This window comes from Neorhizobium alkalisoli (assembly GCF_007829835.1).
Taxonomy (GTDB): Bacteria; Pseudomonadota; Alphaproteobacteria; order Rhizobiales; family Rhizobiaceae; genus Neorhizobium.
This window is the reverse complement of sequence record NZ_VIWP01000005.1, coordinates 38,911-59,541: the sequence shown is the minus strand read 5'-3', so window position 1 is coordinate 59,541 and position 20,631 is coordinate 38,911. Positions and strand designations below refer to the sequence as shown.

The following is a 20,631-nucleotide window of genomic DNA, read 5'->3' as shown; positions in this document are numbered from 1 at the left end:
AAATCTGGGAAATGTTGGTGCGGCCAGCAGATCTCCCCACCTGTGGGGGAGATGGCCGGTAGGCCAGAGGGGGGCGGCTCGCACCGTGGCCTATCGCGTTATCTTCACGTCGGCGTCTGCTGGATCTTTCCTGCATTCGGGCGGCGCAGGTTGAAGAGGTTGCCAGCGAGGATGAGGGCGGCGCCCAGCGCCATCAGGGCATCGACGCCTTCGGCATAGAGGAAATAACCGATAATGGCCGAGAGCGGCACGCGCAGGTAATCCATCGGCATCGCCACTGTAGCATCCGCATGCGACAGGGCCTTCGCCATGCAGAAATGCGCGAATGTGCCGGTGAAGGCGATCACGAAGATCCAGGGCCAGACGCCGGCGGACGGCCAGATCCAGACCCTGAGTGCTGGAATGAGGCCGATGATCGACTGGATGATCAGCATCCAGAAGATGATCTTCGTCGCGCTGTCCGAGCGCGTCAGAAACTTCGTCATGATGAAGGAAATGGCGAAGAAGAAGGCGGCGGTGAGCACGATCAGGTGGCCGGGATTGAGCGGGGCGGCACCCGGTTTGAGGATCAGCAGCACGCCGGCAAGGCCGAAGCCGATTGCCAGACCTTTTCGCCATGTCAGTCGCTCGCCGAGGAAAAATGCCGCCATCAGCGCGGCCCAGATCGGTGCGGTGAATTCGATGGCGATGACCTGCGCCAGTGGAATCATCGTCAGGCCCATCAGCCAGGCGAACTGGCCGACATAATGGGCGACGTTGCGGCCGATATGGCCGGGCAGGACCGGCGTGCGCATCGCCCGGAAACCACCCTCGCGGAAGACCAGTGGCAGAAGCATGAAAAAGGCGATCACGGAGCGCATCTCCATGACCTGAAAGACATTGATCTCTTGAGTGATGATGCGGCCTGACACGGCCATCAGCATGAGCAATGCGATCGACGTCATCATCCAGCCGGCGGCCTTCAGGGTCGATTGGGTATTCTCCACGTCCGTCTCCTCCTGACGCAGCATGATTGCGTCAAGGGTCTAAATGGTTTTGGCGGTTAAGCAAATCCTTTAGCGCCACATGCCCCGCATCTTCGCGGTCACATCGATCCGCACCTGCTGGCGGTGCTGGCGTTCCGCCTCCGACATCGGCGCGACGACCGGCCATGCGGCGCTTTCGAAGAATTGCAGCAGCGTGGCCGGGATGAAGCGGGTGCGGGAGGCATAGACATGCCGGTCGCCTTGCGAATTCTGGCCATGTACGAAGAAACGCTGCGGCGTGATCAGGTGCAGATGGTCTTTTGCGCGAGTCATGGCGACATAGAGCAGGCGGCGTTCCTCCTCGATCTCGGCGGTCGAGCCGACACCGAGATCGGAGGGGATGCAGCCGTCGATGCAGTTCAAGAGGAAGACCGAGCGCCATTCCTGGCCTTTTGCGGAATGGATGGTCGAGAGTATCAGGTAATCCTCGTCGAGCAGCGGCACGCCGGCCTGATCGCTGGTCGCATTCGGCGGATCGAGCGTCAGTTCGGTCAAGAACCGTTCGCGAGAGGCGTAGCCGGAGGCGATCTGTTCGAGCTGCAACAGGTCGGCCTTGCGGGTGTCGGCATCCTCGTGGATGCGTTCGAGATGCGGCTGATACCATTCGCGGGCAATACCCATTTCCGCAGGCCAGCCTTCGCCCCTGCGGATCGCGCCCAGCATCTCGACAAAGGCGGGCCAGTCGGCGCCGGAACGCGGCGGGGCGGGGATTTCCTGCAGGGCGGAGAGCGGTTCCGGATCGGCTGCGATCGCGTCGAGGATCTTGCCGGCGGTCTGCGGGCCGATGCCGGGCAGAAGCTGCATCAGCCGGAAGCCGGCGACGCGGTCGCGCGGGTTCTGGGCGAAACGCAGGGCGGCCAGCATGTCTTTCACATGGGCGCTGTCGAGAAATTTCAGGCCGCCGAATTTGACGAAGGGGATGTTGCGGCGGGTCAGTTCCACTTCCAGCGGGCCGGAATGGTGCGAGGCGCGAAACAGCACGGCCTGCTGTTTCAAGGTCATGCCGGTTTCGCGGTTTTCGAGGATCTTTTCGACGATGTAATTGGCCTGCTCGTTCTCGTCCTTGACGGTGACGAGGCGCGGACGCTCCTCCGACTTGCGGTCGGTCCACAGGTTCTTGGTAAAACGCTCGCGGGCAAGCTCGATGACGCCATTGGCGGCGGCGAGGATCGTGCTGGTGGAACGATAGTTTCGATCGAGCGTGACGATATTGGCGGGCGGATCGAAGGTGTTCGGGAAATCGAGGATGTTGCGGATCGTCGCAGCCCGAAACGAGTAGATCGACTGGGCATCGTCGCCGACGACGGTCAGTCCCTTTCCGCCGGGTTTCATGCCCATCAGGATTGAGGATTGTAGCCGGTTGGTGTCCTGGTATTCGTCGACCATGACATGGTCGAAACGGGCGCCGACATCGTCGGCGATCGACGGCTCGCCCATCATCTGCGCCCAGTAGAGCAGGAGGTCGTCGTAATCGAGGACGTTCTGGGCCTGCTTGGCCTCGACATAGGCACCGAAGAGGTCGCGCAGTTCCTTGCCCCAGGCCTGACACCAGGGGAACCAGGTTTTCAGCACTTCATCGAGCGGGGTCTCGGAATTGACGGTACGGGAATAGATGGCAAGGCAGGTGCCCTTGGTCGGAAAGCGGCTTTCCATTTTGGAAAAACCGAGTTCGTGGCGGATGAGGTTCATCAGATCGGCGGAATCTTCCCGGTCGTGGATGGTGAAATCCGGGTCGAGGCCGATCTGGTGGGCGTAAAGGCGCAGGATGCGCGCACCGATGCCGTGGAACGTCCCGGCCCAGGCGAGCGCGTCGGTCATGATGCCGGCATTGGCACCCATGACCTGTTTGCAGATGCGCTCAACACGGCGGCCCATTTCGGAGGCCGCGCGGCGGGAAAAGGTCATCATCAGGATGCGGCGCGGATCGGCGCCGGAAACGATCAGATGCGCGACGCGATGGGCGAGCGTGTTCGTCTTGCCGGAACCGGCGCCGGCGATGACGAGAAGCGGGCCGGCCGGACCGCCATTGGCGACCTCCGAACCATGCTCGACCGCGCGGCGCTGAGCATCATTCAGTTTATCCAGATAGGAGGGTTTTTCCTGAGAGGCGAGCTGCATTCTCTTTCCGACGTTCCCGATGTGTTCGATGAGCCATAACTGATTCGTTCGGGAACAGGGACGGGTGGATGATGTTGTGCGCTGTGTGATTGCCCCTCACCCTAACCCTCTCCCCGCTCGCGGGGAGAGGGGACGTGCCCTGATTGGGGTAGGGAATGCGCCGCAAGTGCCCTTCTCCCCGCGAGCGGGGAGAAGGTGGCGGCAGCCGGATGAGAGGCCTGTCCATGACTCAGCCGTCTAAAGGCACATCACGCCTGGTTCCGGTCCGCCAGATCATCGCGGATCTCGTCGGCGCGAGCCTTGAGCTCGTCCATCGGATTGCGCGCCGCCATGACGAAGCTGTGGGTGTCGCTCGACCAGTAGATCAGGTTGAGGCCGCTGCGTTGCTCACGATGCATTTTCGTCGCGCCGGAGGAGACGGGGATGATGCAGAGCGCGACCGGGCCATGGTCCGGATCGAGATACATGATCTGGCCTAATGGCTTGCCGTCATATTCCAGAACCTGGGTGCGGCGCATTTCAAGGCCGCCGAGCGTCATGGCGAAGGGGTCGAGTTTCAGGCCGAGCCGCTCGCTTGCTACCCGCAGCTGGTCGGTGCGCTTGGCAAGACTGATCGTCATCTGGCGCAGCGTGTCCGGCGTGTAGAGCGCCAGATATTCGGCGACTTCCGAGCGGAAAGCGGCTGCTTCGTCGACCGGGGGCGGTGAGGGCTCGAGCGCAATCAGGACGCGGTCGAGTGCCACACCGGCGACAAGAGAGACGGCGGCTGCGGCGATCAGGCCGCGGCGGCTGATACCGGTCTGCGATGCGGGTTCGGACGGTGCTGCTGCTTCATACTGGGGTGGGGCGGGCGGAATGGCCGCGAGCATAGCTTCCAGTCTTGCCCTTGGCGCAGCCTCGAGCATTGGCGCGAATGCTTCGGCAAAGGGCAGGTCGCTGCGGCGCAGGTCATCAAGGCGTGCGGTGACTGCTGCATCCCGCGTCATTGCCTCTTCAAGGGCACGGCGCTGGTCGGCGGGCAGTTCGCCATCCAGATAGGCGACGAGAACTTCGTCGGTGAAGGCGATCGTCACTGGGCGCCTCCTCTTGAAAAGGTTGGTAGTCTCGGAGCGGTTGCCTCCGCGATGCGGGCACGGGCGGCGGCGAGGCGGCTCATGACAGTGCCGATCGGGATATCCAGCACATCGGCGACTTCGCGATAGGAAAGGCCTTCGACATAGCAGAGGAAAACGACGGAGCGCTGCGCTTCCGGCAAGGCATGGACATGATCCATCACCTGCATGGCAAGGATATGGGTTTCGGTCGTTGCGGCGCCATCAAATATCAGTGCCTCCGCGGCCTCGACAAAACCCTGGCCTTCGCGGACGCGGCGTGAACGCACCTCGTTCAGCCAGATCGAATGCAGGATCGAGAAAAGCCAGTGGTCGAGCCTCGTGCCGGGCGAAAACTGCGCCGCGCGTTCGAGCGCGCGCAGGCAGGTCGCCTGCACGAGATCGTCCGCCGTATCGCGGTGATGCGACAACATGGCGCCGTAGCGCCACAGCCGTGTCAGCTGCGCGCCGAGCCCGGCCCGGATTTCCTGCTCGCTGGCGATGACGGCCTCCGCAAAACCTCGCCCCGATGGCGGCTTTGCTTCGGCTTATCCCCGATCCGGCGGCACCGTCCAGAGGCTGTCAAAAAAGATGAGAAGAAAAATCCGAATAATTTTCGAGCTGAGGTGTTCAGGTGTCTGTCAGGTAGTTTTCGCACTCACCCACCTGACCGCAATGGCGCCTTGAAAGGGCGTCATCGGTGCAAGGGGCGAAAGGCAGGTTGTCTTTCGCGAGGGCGAATAAAGCCGCGGAGAAATCCGCCTCAATCCGATCGAAGTTCTTTCGATCGGATGTATTTTCTTTTGTATTCAATAATTTAATCACGACTTTGTCAGAATAGTTTTTCAATTAAACTTGACCACGCTTCTCCTGTTTGGCTAAGAGGTCGCCATCAATTCTTAACTGGAGGCGATTTTGAAAAACTCTGTTCTTCTGGCCGGCGTCACGCTTGCCTTTTCCGTTGTCGCTCTTGTCAGCCCGGCTTCGGCTCAGGTGGCAAACAGCCTGACGATCTATAACGCCCAGCATGAAGGCCTGACCAAGGAATGGGTCGATGCCTTCAAGGAAGAAACCGGCATTGCGGTCACCGTCCGCAACGGTGGCGACCTCGACATGGCGAACCAGATCGTTCAGGAAGGCGCCAATTCGCCGGCCGACGTCTTCCTCACCGAAAACTCGCCCGCCATGGTTCTGGTCGACAGCAAGGGCCTGTTCGCGCCGATCGAAAAGTCGACGCTCGACCAGGTTCTGCCCGGCTTCCATCCGGCCAACGGCAACTGGGTCGGCATTGCCGCCCGCTCGACCGTATTCGCCTATGACAAGACGAAGCTGACTGAAGACAAGCTGCCGAAGTCGATGCTCGATCTCGCCAAGCCGGAATGGAAGGGCCGCTGGACGGCGTCTCCGTCGGGTGCCGACTTCCAGGCCATCGTTGGCGCGCTGCTGCAGCTGAAGGGCGAAGAGGCAACCGCTGCCTGGCTGAAGGGCATGAAGGAAAATGCCACTCCGATCCGTGGTAACTCGACCGCGATGAAGGCCGTCAATGCCGGTCAGTTCGAAGGCGCGCTGATCTATCACTACTACTTCACCGGCGATCAGGCGAAGACGGGTGAAAACAGCAAGAACGTTGCCCTGCATTACTTCAAGAACCAGGATCCGGGCGCGTTCGTCTCGATCTCCGGCGGCGGTATCCTTGCTTCCTCCAAGCACAAGGAACAGGCTCAGGCCTTCCTGAAGTGGGTTACCGGCAAGGGCGGTCAGAAGATCCTTCGCGATGGCACGTCGTTCGAATATGCCGTCGGCAAGGGCGATGAGTCCAACAAGGCGCTCGTGCCGATCGCCGATCTGCAGGCACCGAAGGTCGAGCCCTCGACCCTCAACAATGCCAAGGTCACCGAAATGATGACCGCAGCCGGCCTGCTCTAAGCATTTGCGATAAATCTTGCGTCGAGACATCGCAGGGCGTACCTGCGATGTCTCTTGCTTTTCGGATCGTCCAATCGCACCAGTCGCACGAATAGCCTTGCCGTCCATGAGTTCCATCGCAGACACTCGCGCCCCGACCGTTCCCCACCGCCGCATGCCTGCGGCCACGTCGTGGACGCTCTCGATCGCGGTCGTCGTGGCACTTCTCTCGCTTCTGCCGCTCGGCTTTGTCATCTGGGCAGGGATCGTCACCGGCTGGGACACCGCCGTGCAGCTGATCTTCCGCGGCCGGGTCGGCGAGCTGATGGTCAATACGGTCCTTTTGATCCTCATCACCATTCCGATCTGCGCGGTGCTTGCCGTGACGCTGGCATGGCTGACGGAGCGCACGGATCTTCCCGGTGCGCGGCTTTGGTCCTGGCTTGCTGTCGTGCCGCTTGCCGTGCCCGCCTTCGTCCATTCCTATGCATGGCTCGGGCTCTGGCCGGGTCTGAACGGGCTCACTGCCGGCGTGTCGATCTCGGTCGTTGCCTATTTTCCGTTTCTCTATCTGCCGATCTCGGCCGCCTTCCGGTTGCTTGATCCGGCCCTTGAGGACCAGGCTTCTTCGCTGGGTCTGCCACCTTTCGCCGTCTTCCGGCGGGTCGTGCTGCCGCAGCTGAGATTGTCGCTCTGCGGCGGCGCGCTTCTGATCGGGCTGCATCTTCTGTCCGAATACGGCCTGTTCGCGATGATCCGCTTCGACACGTTCACGACGGCGATCATCGACCAGTTCCAGTCCACTTATAACGGAGTTGCCGCCTATATGCTGGCGCTGGTGCTGGTCGCCTGCTGCTTCGTGCTGCTCGGGCTGGAAGCGGCCTTGCGTGGGCGCAGGCGCTATGCGCGGCTCGGTCCGGGTGTCGCGCGGCAGGTGCGCAAGGTGCGACTCGGGTTCTGGAAATATCCGGCACTCATCCTGCCGCTTGGCGTTGCCGTCTTTTCGCTCGGCATTCCGTCCCTGACGCTTGGCCGCTGGCTGATTGCCGGCGGTGCAGAGATCTGGCGGACCGACGAGGTCTGGCTGGCGCTCTGGCAGACGCTGGTCATCTGCATTATCGGCGGTATCGCCACGGCGGCGGCTGCGGTGCCGATCGCCTGGCTTTCGGTGCGCCGGCCGACACCGGCGAGCCGTTTTCTCGAAGGCTGCTATTATCTGGCAAGCTCAATGCCGGGCGTGGTGATCGCGCTCGCCCTGGTGACGGTGACGATCCGGGTCATCCTGCCGCTCTACCAGACGGTCGCCACCATCGCGATTGCCTATGTCATCATGTTCTTGCCGCGGGCGCTCGTGTCCTTGAGGGCCAGCATCGCGCAGGTGCCGGTCGAGCTCGAACAGGCGGCGACCAGCCTTGGGCGTTCGCCCGGCAATGCGCTCTGGTCCACGACGGTGCGGTTGGCGGCACCAGGAGCGGCGGCCGGAATGGCGCTCGCCTCGCTCGGCATCATGAACGAACTCACCGCCACGCAGATGCTGGCGCCAAACGGCACGCGTACGCTTGCCATGGCCTTCTGGGCGCTGACCAGCGAGATCGATTATGCGGCTGCCGCACCTTATGCGGTGCTGATGATCGTCTTTTCGTTGCCGCTGACGCTTCTCCTCCACCATCATTCAAAGAAGATTGCCGGGCGATGACCGAGCTGAAACTTCAGTCCCTGAAAAAGACCTATGGTTCCGTTGCCGCACTGGCCGGCGTCGGCCTGACCGTGCCGAGCGGTAGCCGCACCGCGATCGTCGGTCCTTCCGGCTGCGGCAAGACCACGCTGCTGCGGCTGATCGCCGGTTTCGATACGCCGGACGATGGCACGATCGCTTTCGACGGCGAGACGGTGGCGAGTTTTGAGGAGCAGGTGCCGGCGCATCGGCGCAATGTCGGCATCGTCGCGCAGGACGGCTGCCTTTTTCCGCATCTGACTGTCGCCGACAATATCGGTTTCGGCATGAAGGCGGATCGCGCGACCAAGCTCGCCAAGGCCTCGGAACTGATGGAAATGGTCGGGCTCGACCGGGCGATGCTGTCGCGCAAGCCGGACGAACTTTCCGGTGGGCAGCAGCAGCGTGTGGCGCTGGCCCGCGCGCTTGCCTGCCGCCCAAGGCTGATGCTGCTCGATGAGCCGTTTTCCGCGCTCGATACCGGCCTGCGTGCCGCGACCCGCAAAGCGGTCAGCGAAGTTCTGTCGGCAGCCGGGATCACCACCATTCTCGTCACCCATGACCAGGCCGAGGCGCTTGCCTTTGCCGATCAGCTGGCCGTCATGCGGGCTGGCAATTTTTCGCAGGTAGGCGCCCCGCGCCAGGTCTATGCCCGGCCGGTCGATGCCGAGACGGCAATGTTCCTCGGTGAGGCTATCGTGCTGCCGGCGGTGGTGGGGCAGGGGCGTGCGGATACGCCGCTTGGGTCGCTCGCGGTCGATGATGCTTCTTATACCGGCAAGACGCAGGTCATGTTGCGGCCTGAACAGATGACGCTTCAGCAGAGTGATACCGGTGCGGCGGTGATCGGCGAAATGGTGTTTTCCGGCTCGACCTGCGAAGTGCTGGTGACGCTTGAGGGAGAGGGTGGGCCGTCATTCCGCCTCGACATCCCGAGTCTGTCGCCACTTGCCTCCGGAGACCGGGTAGCGATTTCCGTCAGCGGCGCAGCACATCTGTTTCGCTAGAGGCGATCAAACGCCGCGCATTGAATTTGTGGCGAAATATTGTTCCGGCATGGAACCTTGGAACATTTCCGGCGTTGTCTGGGCATCAACTCTCAAGGACAGAATTCCATGCTGAAAATGGCTCTCTTTTTCCTCGTCGTCTCGCTGGTCGCGGGCTTTTTCGGTTTCTCCGGTATTTCGGCAGCCACCGCCTCGATCGCGAAGATCCTCTTCTTCATCGCCATCGTCATCTTCCTTGTCTTCCTCGTGCTCGCGCTGATGGCGGGACAGGCGATATTCTGACGACGCGACTTCGGCCGCATGATGCGGCGCAGAACAGGAAATCAACAAAAGCCGTCCGAAAGGGCGGCTTTTTCTGTATCGGGAATGGGGCGCTCAGCGGCCGGGATGTTTCTGGGCGAAAACCAGCAGCGTCCAGACGACGGGGCCAAGCACCGTATGTTCGTGGTGGTGCTGGGGAATGACGCCGCCCTTGTCGACGACGATTTCGTCGCCGCAGGTGCGGCAGCGATAGATACCGGCATTGCGGACCGGCTGTCCGGGCTTCCAGTCCTGGTCGAAAGCCCAGGACTTGGTCTCCACGAGATGAACCGGGTATTTGTACTGCGCCATCGCCATCTCCTTGATTGCGTGGAGGCAGTCTAGGCGACGAAGGTAACCAATGAATTGCGCTAGCGCATTTTTTTGCTGCGCAGCAAATCAGCTTTCGCCCAGATCGGCTTTGGCTCGCTCGACATGGCCTCAACGCCCAGCGGAGATGTCGGAAATAGGGAGGCGGCCAGGATCCCACACCGACCCCGGCCGCCGAAGGAGCCCGTCAACAGTGTCGGACTTCCGAGGCTCAACGTGTACTGCATTTTGGCCTCGCGCTATTGGTATTGTTACGTATTGGCAGGATGCGTGACACCTTGAACCTGCGACGTTACGTCGTTGAGAGAATCGCGTAAGGGATTCGCCGCTGGTATCAGGCTGCGGTTGAAAACCGGGCTGTTGCCAGGCCCGAAACAACAGGTTTTTCGCCAAAAAGACGAAATGCCGACGAGCGACTGGAGATGTGGCCGTGGAAAAGCGAGTTTTGATGGTCGGAGCTGGCCTGTCCGGCGCAGTCATGGCGAGGAAGCTTGCCGAAGCCGGTCATCTCGTTACGGTCTGTGACGAGCGCAGCCACATCGCCGGCAATTGCTACACCGAGCGCGATGCCGATACCGGCGTCATGGTGCATGTCTACGGGCCGCATATCTTCCACACCGACGACGAGGGCGTGTGGGATTATGTTAACCGCTTTGCCAATTTCCTGCCTTTCGTCAACCGCGTGAAGACGACGAGCGGTGGCCGGGTTTTTCTGCTGCCGGTCAATCTTCACACGATCAACCAGTTCTTCAACAAGACTTTGCGGCCGGATGAGGCGAAGGAGTTCATCACCTCGATCGCCGACCAGACGATCGGCGAGCCGAAGACGTTTGAAGACCAGGCACTGAAATTCGTCGGCCGCGATCTCTACGAGGCCTTCTTCAAGGGCTATACGATGAAGCAGTGGGGCGTCGAGCCGACTCAGCTTCCGGCCAGCATTCTGAAGCGCCTGCCTGTCCGCTTCAATTACGACGACAACTACTTCTTCCACCGTTTCCAGGGCATGCCGGAAAACGGCTATACGGAGATGGTCGAGAAGATCCTCGATCACGACAATATCGAGCTGAAGCTCAATACCCGTTATAGCCGGGCGGAAAGCGCGTCCTACGCGCATGTCTTCTATTCCGGCCCGCTCGATGGCTATTTCGACTTCGAACTGGGGCGTCTGGGCTATAGAACGCTGGATTTCGAGCGTTTTTATTATGACGGCGACTATCAGGGCTGCGCGGTCATGAACTACGGCGATCTCGATGTGCCTTATACCCGCATCACCGAGCACAAGCATTTCTCGCCCTGGGAAAAGCACGAGAAGAGCATCTGCTATCGCGAATCGGCGCGTTCCTGCGAAGAAGGGGACATTCCCTATTACCCGATCCGCATGGCCGACGAAAAAGCGCTTCTGGCGCGCTACGTCGAAAGGGCCGGTCAGGAGCCCGGCGTTACCTTTGTCGGCCGGCTCGGCACCTACCGCTATCTCGACATGGACGTGACCATTCGTGAAGCGCTGGATACTGCGGATGCTTACCTCAATGCTTCCGCCAATGCCCAGAAACTTGGTGCATTCTTCGTCTCTCCTTAAGTATCTGCGCATATTCTGCAACGCCGCGGGGCGTCGGTGTAAAGCCCGTCCCGCGTCTCGTAACTAAACTTGACGACACAGAATAGGTTACGAGAAAAAACTGCGGCCACCCCGATTTTAACCCAAAGTTAAAGGTTCGAGGGGTAGGTTTTCGGTGATCGCGAAAGTTGTTTCGGGGGATGCGGTCTTTCTGGATGCCGATTTTGGCGGATTGAAGGGCGGTATCACGAAGTTCAAGACGTTCGTGTCCACTGGCTTGAAGGGTCAGAGCTGTCGCGCGGCTCTGAGAGCATGATGCCCTTTCAATGCTCAGGCTCGTGCGAGCCATGTCTCACTCAATATTGTTTCGGTCCGACAGGACGCTCTTGGCTGCGGTCGCATATTTGCGCCCGGCTCTGAAGGCGGCTGCGTCGGCAGGCGTGTTACGCGCCTGAGCCGATGTGAAGGTTCGGTTTGCGAGCCTTTTGCGGCCGAGGACAGGGAATGCGTACGTGATCAACAGCACCGAGGGCGCACTTAGATGACTTCCATTGTTACTTCTCTGAGCATCAACCAGATCAAGGCGATGTCGACAGCGACGATTGCGTCGCTCTCCACCGAAGACGTGGCTGCTCTGAGCTCCGCACAGCTCAAGGTTCTTTCCTCGGCTCAGATCCACGCCATTGAGACCGAAGATCTCAAGGTCATGAGCGCCGACCAGTTGAAGAACGTCTCGGCTGCATCGTTGGTCGGCCTTGGCCTCGATCAGATCGCGGTCCTTTCGACCCTTCAGATCGGTGGCCTTGCCACCAGCCAGATCGCTGCACTGACCTCGACGCAGATCGGTGCGCTGACCTCGACGCAGTCCGGCGCGCTCACCGAGGCACAGATCGGCGTCCTCAGCGCTGCTGCCATCGGCGCGATGGACACGGCAGACCTCGCCAGCTTCACCACGGCTGAAATTGCCGTCATCAGCACCAAGGCAATTTCCGGCCTGACTTCGGATACGCTTGCCGCCCTCGGCACGGATGCGATCGCTGCTCTTTCTTCCAAGCAGATCGCCTCGCTCAGCACCGGCCAGGTTGCCGCCCTCGGCTCCACACAGCTCGGCGTGCTCTCCAGCGACCAGATCGGTGCACTGAATTCCAAGCAGATCGCTGCCCTCGGCACTTCGGGTCTTGCAGGCCTCAAGACCTCGCAGATGGAATATCTGAAGACCGGTCAGCTCACCTCGCTGACCACGACCCAGATCGCGGCTCTGAGCTCCACCCAGATTGGCGGACTTTCGACCACCCAGGTCTCCGTCATGTCGACCAAGCAGATCGCTGCCCTTTCGACCGACGAACTTGCCGGTCTGAAGACCGATCAGGTCGCCGCGATGAAGACGACGCAGATCGCTGCGCTCAGCACCGCTCAGATCGTCGCGCTTTCGACCAGCCAGGTCGAAGCCCTGACGACCGGCCAGGTCGCCGTTCTTTCGAGCGCTTCCATCGCAGCGCTTTCTTCGGAAGATCTGTCGAAGTTCTCGACCGATGATATCGCCTCGATCAGCACCAAGGCTCTTGCCGCTCTTTCGACCGATACGCTTTCCAAGCTCAGCACGACCAATGTCGCTGCGCTGAACTCCAAGCAGCTCATCGCTCTCTCGACCGCTCAGATCGCGGCGATGGACTCGGCCCAGATCGGCGCCCTTTCCAGCGACCAGATCTCGGTTCTTTCTTCCAAGCAGATCGCGGCTCTGACGACCGCCGAACTTGCCGGTATCAAGACCGACACCATCGCCGGCCTGAAGACCCTGCAGCTCGCAGCCCTCAGCACCGATCAGATCGCAGCTCTTTCGACCGCACAGGTCGAAGCCCTGACCACCGGTCAGGTTGCAACCCTCAGCTCGGCAGCACTGGGTGCTCTGGGTACCGATGATCTGGCGAAGTTCTCGACCGACGACATCGCTGCCATCAGCACCAAGGCTCTTGCTGCTCTTTCGACCGACACGCTTGCCAAGCTCAGCACGACCAACATCGCAGCGCTGAACTCCAAGCAGCTCGTCTCGCTCTCGACGGCTCAGATCGCCGCCATGGACTCGGCCCAGATCGGTGCCCTTTCCAGCGACCAGATCTCGGTTCTTTCTTCCAAGCAGATCGCAGCTCTGACGACCGCTGAACTCGCAGGCCTCAAGACCGACACGATTGCCGGCCTGAAGACCCTGCAGCTCGCAGCCCTCAGCACCGACCAGATCGCAGCGCTCTCGACCGCACAGACAGAGGCCCTGACGACCAGCCAGGTCGCCGTCCTTAGCTCCGCTGCGATCGGCGCCCTCGGCACTGACGACCTCGCGAAGTTCTCGACCGACGACATTGCGGCCATCAGCACCAAGGCTCTTGCAGCACTCTCGACTGACACACTTGCCAAGCTCAGCACGACCAACATCGCAGCGCTGAACTCCAAGCAGCTCGTCTCGCTCTCGACGGCCCAGATCGCCGCCATGGACTCGGCTCAGATCGGCGCCCTTTCCAGCGACCAGATCTCGGTTCTTTCTTCCAAGCAGATCGCAGCTCTGACGACCGCTGAACTCGCCGGCCTCAAGACCGACACGATCGCCGGCCTCAAGACCCTGCAGCTCGCAGCCATGAGCACCGACCAGATCGCAGCTCTTTCGACAGCACAGGTCGAAGCTCTGACCACCGGTCAGGTTGCGACCCTGAGCTCGGCAGCACTGGGTGCTCTGGGTACCGATGATCTGGCGAAGTTCTCGACCGATGACATCGCTGCCATCAGCACCAAGGCTCTTGCCGCGCTTTCGACCGATACGCTTGCCAAGCTCAGCACGACGAATGTCGCTGCGCTGAACTCCAAGCAGCTCATCGCTCTCTCGACCGCTCAGATCGCGGCGATGGACTCGGCCCAGATCGGCGCCCTTACCAGCGACCAGATCTCGGTCCTGTCGAGCAAGCAGATCGCAGCTCTGACGACTGCCGAACTCGCCGGCCTGAAGACCGACACGATCGCCGGCCTGAAGACCCTGCAGCTCGCAGCCCTCAGCACCGACCAGATCGTCGCTCTCTCGACGGCTCAGGTCGAGGCTCTGACGAGCACTCAGGTGGCTGTCCTCAGCTCGGCTTCGATCGCAGCTCTGGGTACGGACGATCTTGCGAAGTTCTCGACCGATGATATCGCCTCGATCAGCACCAAGGCTCTTGCCGCTCTTTCGACCGATACGCTTGCCAAGCTCAGCACGACGAATGTCGCCGCTCTGAACTCTAAGCAGCTCATCGCCCTCTCTACCGCCCAGATCGCGGCGATGGACTCGGCCCAGATTGGCGCCCTTTCCACCGACCAGATCTCGGTTCTGTCGAGCAAGCAGATCGCAGCTCTGACGACTGCCGAACTCGCAGGCCTGAAGACCGACACGATTGCCGGCCTCAAGACCCTGCAGCTCGCAGCCCTCAGCACCGATCAGATCGCAGCTCTTTCGACCGCACAGGTCGAGGCTCTGACGAGCACTCAGATTGCAACCCTTAGCTCGGCTGCACTCGGTGCCCTGGGTACGGATGATCTGGCGAAGTTCTCTACTGATGAGATTGCATCGATCAGCACCAAGGCTCTTGCCGCGCTGTCGACCGATACGCTTGCCAAGCTCAGCACGACGAATGTCGCTGCACTGAACTCCAAGCAGCTCATCGCTCTCTCGACCGCTCAGATCGCGGCGATGGACTCGGCCCAGATCGGCGCCCTCACCAGCGACCAGATCTCGGTCCTGTCGAGCAAGCAGATCGCAGCTCTGACGACCGCCGAACTCGCAGGCCTGAAGACCGACACGATCGCCGGCCTGAAGACCCTGCAGCTCGCAGCCCTCAGCACCGACCAGATCGTCGCCCTCTCGACGGCTCAGGTCGAGGCTCTGACGAGCACCCAGGTGGCTGTCCTTAGCTCGGCTTCGATTGCAGCTCTGGGTACGGACGATCTTGCGAAGTTCTCGACCGATGATATCGCATCGATCAGCACCAAGGCTCTTGCTGCTCTGTCGACCGATACGCTTGCCAAGCTCAGCACGACGAATGTCGCCGCTCTGAACTCCAAGCAGCTCATCGCTCTCTCGACCGCCCAGATCGCCGCCATGGACTCGGCCCAGATCGGTGCCCTTTCCAGTGACCAGATCTCGGTTCTTTCTTCCAAGCAGATCGCTGCTCTGACGACCGCCGAACTTGCCGGTATCAAGACCGACACGATCGCCGGCCTGAAGACCCTGCAGCTCGCAGCCCTCAGCACCGACCAGATCGTCGCTCTCTCGACTGCACAGGTTGAAGCCCTGACGAGCAGCCAGATTGCAACGCTCAGCTCGGCGGCAATCGGCGCCCTCGGTACCGATGACCTGGCGAAGTTCACCACGGACGAGATTGCATCGATCAGCACCAAGGCTCTTTCCGCGCTGTCGACCGATACGCTTGCCAAGCTCAGCACGACGAATGTCGCCGCTCTGAACTCCAAGCAGCTCATCGCTCTCTCGACCGACCAGATCGCGGCGATGGACTCGGCCCAGATTGGCGCCCTTTCCACCGACCAGATCTCGGTTCTGTCGAGCAAGCAGATCGCAGCACTGACGACTGCCGAACTCGCAGGCCTCAAGACCGACACGATCGCCGGCCTGAAGACCATGCAGCTCGCAGCCCTCAGCACCGACCAGATCGTCGCTCTCTCGACTGCACAGGTTGAAGCCCTGACGAGCAGCCAGATTGCAACGCTCAGCTCGGCGGCAATCGGCGCCCTCGGTACCGATGACCTGGCGAAGTTCACCACGGACGAGATCGTTGCGATCAGCAGCAAGGCTCTTGCAGCCCTGTCGACCGACACGGTCGCCAGCCTCGGCACCGCTACGGTCGCTGCGCTGAGCACAAGCCAGATCACCGCGCTCAGCACGGCACAGATCGCGGCTCTGAGCTCGGCTCAGTCGGAAGCCCTGACCTCCGCCCAGGTCGCTGTTCTGAGCTCCGCTGCTCTGGCCGCGCTCGGCACCGAAGATATCGCCACCTTCTCGACGGACGATATGAAGGCGCTGACGACCGGAGCTCTGAAGGGTCTTTCGACCGCAGATATCGCGGCGCTCGGCACGGACAAGCTGGATGCCCTGACATCGACTCAGATCCAGTCGCTCAGCGACGAGCAGGTCGCAGCGATCATCGCTCGCTACGACAACTAATCGCCAGCGGCGAAAGCTGATAAAGATCAAAAGGCGGCGGGGCTTCGGCTCCGCCGCTTTTTTATTTGATGCTGATGTAAGACTTTGAAGCGCATGTAAGAACAGGCGCATGACTTGTAACCGAGAGCATGTCCTGCCCCGGAAACAATAAGCCCGACGCAAGCTAGCCCCGATAACACTGCCGATGAAGCAAAGTTACTTCGTCATATGCACTGGCCGCCGTGCGGCCTTGTCGTGGGATGCTCATGAACGCCAATATCGTATCTGTCCAGGACGCCTCTTCGCCCTTCGCGACCATCCTTGATCGTGCCCGGAACCAGACCCTTTCGCTTACCGAGCTTTTTCAGGTCGCCGAAGCATTCGGGAATGCCGGCATGGGTGCCCAGGCCGCCGAGGTTTACAAGACCTGGATCGCCTTCAACGATACGAGCCCGCTCGCGCATCTGGCCTGCTTCAATTACGCCGTGACGCTGAGCCAGCTTGGCGACAAGGCCGGCGCGGTTCAGGCTCTGCGTCAGGCGAAGCGGATCGATCCGAAATTCGGCCCGGCTTATATCAATCTCGGCCGTGTGCTCGAAGATAGCGGCCTCATCAATCAGGCTGTGCAGCAGTGGCGTGATTTTGCCGAGATGACCAGCGAGGTGACGTCCGAGCGGGTAGGGCACCGGCTGATGGCGCTGCAGCATGTCGGACGCGTTCTGGAAGGCGCGAACGTGCTTGAGGAAGCTGAAAACGCACTCTGGCAGGCGATTGAGCTGCAGCCGGCCAAGTTCGAGGCCGGTCAGCACTGGAGCTCGCTGCGCCAGCGCCAGTGCAAGTGGCCGACGATCACCGGTTCGATGCATGTGACGGAGCGCCAGCTGCTCGATTCGATGTCGCCGCTGACGATTGCCTGCCATACCGACGATCCGCTTTTCCATGCAGCCAAGGCCTATCGCTATCTGAAGACCCTGGTCAGCCGTCCGGACCTTTCCGCTTTCCCGCGCATCGCGCCGCGCAAGAAGACCGGCACGGGCAAGCGGGTGCGCGTCGGCTACCTTTCGTCCGACCTGCGTGATCATGCCGTCGGTTTCGCGTTGCGCGAAGTCTTCGAACTGCACGACAAGAAGAATGTTGAGGTTTATGCCTATTACTGCGGCGAACCGCGGGTGGGCGACGCGACCCAGGACCGGATCAAGGCGGTTGTCGATGGCTGGCGCGATATTCTCACGGTCAGCGATGCGGATGCGGCACGACAGATCCGCGCTGACGAGATCGACATCCTGATCGACGTCAACGGCTTTACCAAACATGCCCGCACGAAGATCTTTGCCCACCGTCCGGCGCCGGTCATCGTCAATTTCTGCGGTTATCCCGGCACGATGGCGAGCCCGTTCCACCAGTATATGATTGCCGACGGCAATATCGTGCCGCCGGAAAACGAGATCTATTATTCGGAAAAGGTTCTGCGCATCGCCTGCAACCAGCCGCTCGACCGCAAGCGGGTGATCGCCCAGACGCCGAGCCGCGCCCAGGCCGGACTGCCGGAAGATGCCTTCGTCTTTGCAAGCTTCAACGGCATGCAGAAGATCAGCGACAAGTGCTTTGCACGCTGGATGGCGATCCTTGCCGGAGCGCCGGGCAGCGTGCTCTGGCTGCTTGCCGGCGACGAAGAGGTCAATGTTCGTCTGCGCAATCTTGCCGAACAGCATGGTATTTCACCGGAACGGCTGATCTTCGCGCAGAAGGCTGCGAACCCGCATCATCTGGCGCGTATCGCGCTGGCCGATCTGTTCCTCGATACTTTCCCCTATGGCGCCCATTCCACGGCTGCCGATGCGGTCACCATGGGCCTGCCGATCCTGACCATGCCAGGCAAGAGCTTTGCCTCGCGTTTCTGCTTCAGCATTCTCGATGCCGCCGGTATTCCCGAAATGGCCTGCGCCACACCGGAGGAATATGTCGCGCGCGCGATCGGTTATGCCAAGGCGCCGGAGACGATCAAGGCCGTCCGGCAGTCGCTGCAGGAAAAGCGCGAGACCAGCGTGCTGCGCGACATGCCGGCACTGGCCCGCCGTCTGGAAGAGTTGTTCTGGCAGATGCAGGGCGAGGCCGAGCGCGGCGAAACGCCAACGCCCAATCTCAAGAACCTCGACATCTATTACGAGATCGGCGCTGAGATCGTGCTTGAGAACATCGAGCACCAGACAGAAGCCGCCTATCGCCGGCGTTATATCGACAAGCTAGCTGCCTGGCACGATTTCGAGCCGATCGAGGCCGATGGCAAGCTGTGGAATGGCGGCGCGGCATAAGCGCCACGCTCATCGATTTGCCGGCGCAGCGTGCGGAAAACTCGCGCCGGCGCCGGTTCAAGCATAGACAGAAACACGACGGGACAGTGAGGATCCGATGACCCCGGTTATACTTGTGACATTTGCCGGCAGGCAGAAACGAATGGAGATTCTCACTCAATACGTTCGCCAGGCTATCGATCTTGGTATTATCGACGAATGGCATATCTGGGATTTCACGCGCTCCCAGGAAGATCATGAGTGGGTAACGCAGGAATTCGGCCCGGTCCGCTTCATGGGATCCGCCGCGCCATATCAGGCAAAGGGATCACTTTCTCCGCGCAGTTCCTTCCGCACGGCGGCGCGTATCAAGAGCGACCTGCATCTTGCCATCGTGCCGCATGGCGAGCCGGACAAGTGCTATGAGATCGTTGTCGGTGGCTGGAACAACAGCCATTCCGTGCTGCGCAAGATCGGGCGTGCCGATCTGAAGAGTTTTGATCGTCCCGAAGAAGCGATCATCTGGCGGCGTTCGACGCCGGCCATTCTTTCGCCGAGTGTCGAAAACCAGGTCGTATTGACCATGGATGGGCGCGGCGTTCCGACCCTGCATGTTAATAATATCCTGATCGGCCGCTGGCCGGAGCTCGATCTCGGCGCGGGCGCCGAGGTGATGATCCGTGGCGGCTGGGGTGCCGACCTCGAGATCTGCGACGTTTCTGCGCCGGTGCGTCGTTATGTCGGTAATCCGGGCGAAAAGATGCCTTACTGGCAGGCCTTCGACTATTATGCGACGCATATGCAGCAGTTCGCCGACACGATCTTCCTGAAATGCGATGACGACATCGTTTACATGGATGTCGACAAGCTCAGCGATTTCATCGAATTCCGTCGCGCCAACCCGCATTACTTCGTCATCTCGGCCAATGTCGTCAACAACGGCGTCTGCGCCTATTTCCAGCAGGCGGCGGGCTCGATCCCGGAAAGCGTCGGCCATTTCGAGCGGCCTCCGGGCGGTTTCGGTGGCAGCCTGTGGCTGAGCGGCGAGACGGCGACGCGCCTGCACGACTTCTTCCTGCAGAAGGGCGATCAGGACATGCCGCTGCCGACCAAGGTTGTCGACTGGCGCGAGCGTCAATCGATCAACTTCATCGCCTGGCTCGGCAAGGACCTCTTGAAAATGGCCCTGCCGAAGGGCGACGACGAATATTACCTGACCGTGGACCTGCCGACCTTCCTCAACCGGCCGACGGCGATCTATTCGGATTTCGTGGTCAGCCATCTGAGCTTTGGCCCGCAGGAAAACGCGCTGGATGTCGAGCGCCTGATCCATGGTTATCAGCGCCTGATGCTTTCGAAACTCGCAGCCGAGCCGCATGAGGACGCCCGCGAGCTTTCGACCGCGGCGGATGCACTTCGCTCTCAGGCGGTTGCCTGATATCGACGAACCTTTAAGACGCTGCGCCAACGCAGAGCGTCAAATGATCGAAAAGCCATAACAAGATGCGTACTCATCCGCGATGAGGGCGCATTTTTACTTCGGATGTCACAAAACGATATTCTGGGATTGCAGGTATCTGCCCGCGTTCTTCTTTCTTCTCATTATGGAACGAAATGAGCTGCAGGTACTTTTCCCATGAGTGACCTTGGAGGAACTCATGGCATCGTTTCATTTCAAGATATCGGATGGGCGGGAAGGGGAGACCTCGATCGAGGCTGCCAACGCGCACGAGGCTGTTAACGAGGGTTTGAACGCGCTTGCCCTGTTTGCCTGCCGGCGCTTTCCGCCACCCGACAATATCACCATCACTGTATCAGACGAGCAACGTCGCAAGGTCGCGACGCTGAAGTTCAAGTTCGAGATCGACTATGCGGCAGGTGTGGCGGTCTAGCTTTCCGGACTTTTCGCGCGGGTGATCGACAGCCCGCGCCTGGTTTCTCAGGCAAAAAGCATGCTGAGGACATAATGGCCGGTCGTGACCGATATGGCCATGCTGGTTGCGTATATGATCCGCAACCCCTTGTTGGAAGCCCACCAATCCAGTGTCACGCAAACTCTCCTTGAAGACGGTGTGCCGCTTGAGGGTCACTGCATGACATGAACATTAGTATTCCCTTA

At 60.7% G+C, this 20,631-nt stretch carries 14 protein-coding genes; 9 read left to right on the top strand and 5 right to left on the bottom strand.

Going from position 1 to position 20,631, the window contains the following annotated elements:
• Positions 1 to 104: 104 nt before the first annotated feature.
• The 4 genes from FHW37_RS19415 to FHW37_RS19400 all read right to left on the bottom strand — a co-directional run bounded on the left by FHW37_RS19415 (position 105) and on the right by FHW37_RS19400 (position 4,737).
• Positions 105 to 947, bottom strand: coding sequence for a DMT family transporter (locus FHW37_RS19415; RefSeq protein ID WP_145640138.1), 843 nt, complete (start codon positions 945 to 947; stop codon positions 105 to 107).
• A gap of 108 nt (positions 948 to 1,055) precedes the next feature.
• Entirely contained in the window at positions 1,056 to 3,143 is a 2,088-nt protein-coding gene (locus tag FHW37_RS19410; RefSeq protein WP_145639424.1) for an ATP-dependent helicase, read from the bottom strand.
• 248 nt (positions 3,144 to 3,391) lie between these two features.
• Positions 3,392 to 4,216 (bottom strand): anti-sigma factor family protein, encoded by an 825-nt coding sequence (locus FHW37_RS19405; protein WP_145639422.1) that lies wholly within the window; start codon positions 4,214 to 4,216, stop codon positions 3,392 to 3,394.
• Complete coding sequence (locus FHW37_RS19400) at positions 4,213 to 4,737, bottom strand: RNA polymerase sigma factor (protein WP_145639420.1); 525 nt, start codon at positions 4,735 to 4,737, stop codon at positions 4,213 to 4,215. The genes FHW37_RS19405 and FHW37_RS19400 overlap by 4 nt, the downstream gene beginning before the upstream one ends.
• A gap of 412 nt (positions 4,738 to 5,149) precedes the next feature.
• Between FHW37_RS19400 and FHW37_RS19395 the strand changes: the two genes are divergently transcribed.
• The 4 genes from FHW37_RS19395 to FHW37_RS19380 all read left to right on the top strand — a co-directional run bounded on the left by FHW37_RS19395 (position 5,150) and on the right by FHW37_RS19380 (position 9,142).
• Positions 5,150 to 6,160 (top strand): iron ABC transporter substrate-binding protein, encoded by a 1,011-nt coding sequence (locus FHW37_RS19395; protein WP_145639418.1) that lies wholly within the window; start codon positions 5,150 to 5,152, stop codon positions 6,158 to 6,160.
• Positions 6,161 to 6,266: 106 nt separating this feature from the next.
• Entirely contained in the window at positions 6,267 to 7,835 is a 1,569-nt protein-coding gene (locus tag FHW37_RS19390) for an ABC transporter permease (protein WP_145639416.1), read from the top strand.
• Positions 7,832 to 8,860 (top strand): ABC transporter ATP-binding protein, encoded by a 1,029-nt coding sequence (locus tag FHW37_RS19385; RefSeq protein ID WP_145639415.1) that lies wholly within the window; start codon positions 7,832 to 7,834, stop codon positions 8,858 to 8,860. The genes FHW37_RS19390 and FHW37_RS19385 overlap by 4 nt, the downstream gene beginning before the upstream one ends.
• Positions 8,861 to 8,968: 108 nt before the next feature.
• Complete coding sequence (locus FHW37_RS19380; RefSeq protein WP_145639413.1) at positions 8,969 to 9,142, top strand: DUF1328 domain-containing protein; 174 nt, start codon at positions 8,969 to 8,971, stop codon at positions 9,140 to 9,142.
• 93 nt (positions 9,143 to 9,235) lie between these two features.
• On the opposite strand, the gene FHW37_RS19375 is transcribed toward FHW37_RS19380, so the two are convergent.
• Positions 9,236 to 9,472: a hypothetical protein gene (locus FHW37_RS19375; RefSeq protein ID WP_145639411.1), complete on the bottom strand. Its 237-nt coding sequence runs from the start codon at positions 9,470 to 9,472 to the stop codon at positions 9,236 to 9,238.
• A 442-nt stretch (positions 9,473 to 9,914) separates the two neighbouring features.
• On the opposite strand from FHW37_RS19375, the gene glf reads away from it, so the two are divergent.
• The 5 genes from glf to FHW37_RS19350 all read left to right on the top strand — a co-directional run bounded on the left by glf (position 9,915) and on the right by FHW37_RS19350 (position 20,404).
• On the top strand, positions 9,915 to 11,069 hold the full coding sequence (gene glf / locus FHW37_RS19370; protein ID WP_145639409.1) for a UDP-galactopyranose mutase: 1,155 nt from the start codon (positions 9,915 to 9,917) through the stop codon (positions 11,067 to 11,069).
• A 520-nt stretch (positions 11,070 to 11,589) separates the two neighbouring features.
• Entirely contained in the window at positions 11,590 to 16,242 is a 4,653-nt protein-coding gene (locus FHW37_RS19365; protein ID WP_145639407.1) for a beta strand repeat-containing protein, read from the top strand.
• Positions 16,243 to 16,487: 245 nt separating this feature from the next.
• The gene (locus tag FHW37_RS19360) at positions 16,488 to 18,533 is read left to right on the top strand and encodes a glycosyl transferase (protein WP_432442877.1); all 2,046 of its coding nucleotides are present in this window, start codon (positions 16,488 to 16,490) and stop codon (positions 18,531 to 18,533) included.
• Positions 18,534 to 18,675: 142 nt separating this feature from the next.
• Positions 18,676 to 19,950, top strand: coding sequence for a hypothetical protein (locus FHW37_RS19355; RefSeq protein WP_246690840.1), 1,275 nt, complete (start codon positions 18,676 to 18,678; stop codon positions 19,948 to 19,950).
• Between the two features lie 220 nt (positions 19,951 to 20,170).
• On the top strand, positions 20,171 to 20,404 hold the full coding sequence (locus FHW37_RS19350; protein WP_145639403.1) for a DUF6894 family protein: 234 nt from the start codon (positions 20,171 to 20,173) through the stop codon (positions 20,402 to 20,404).
• Positions 20,405 to 20,631 lie beyond the last annotated feature (227 nt).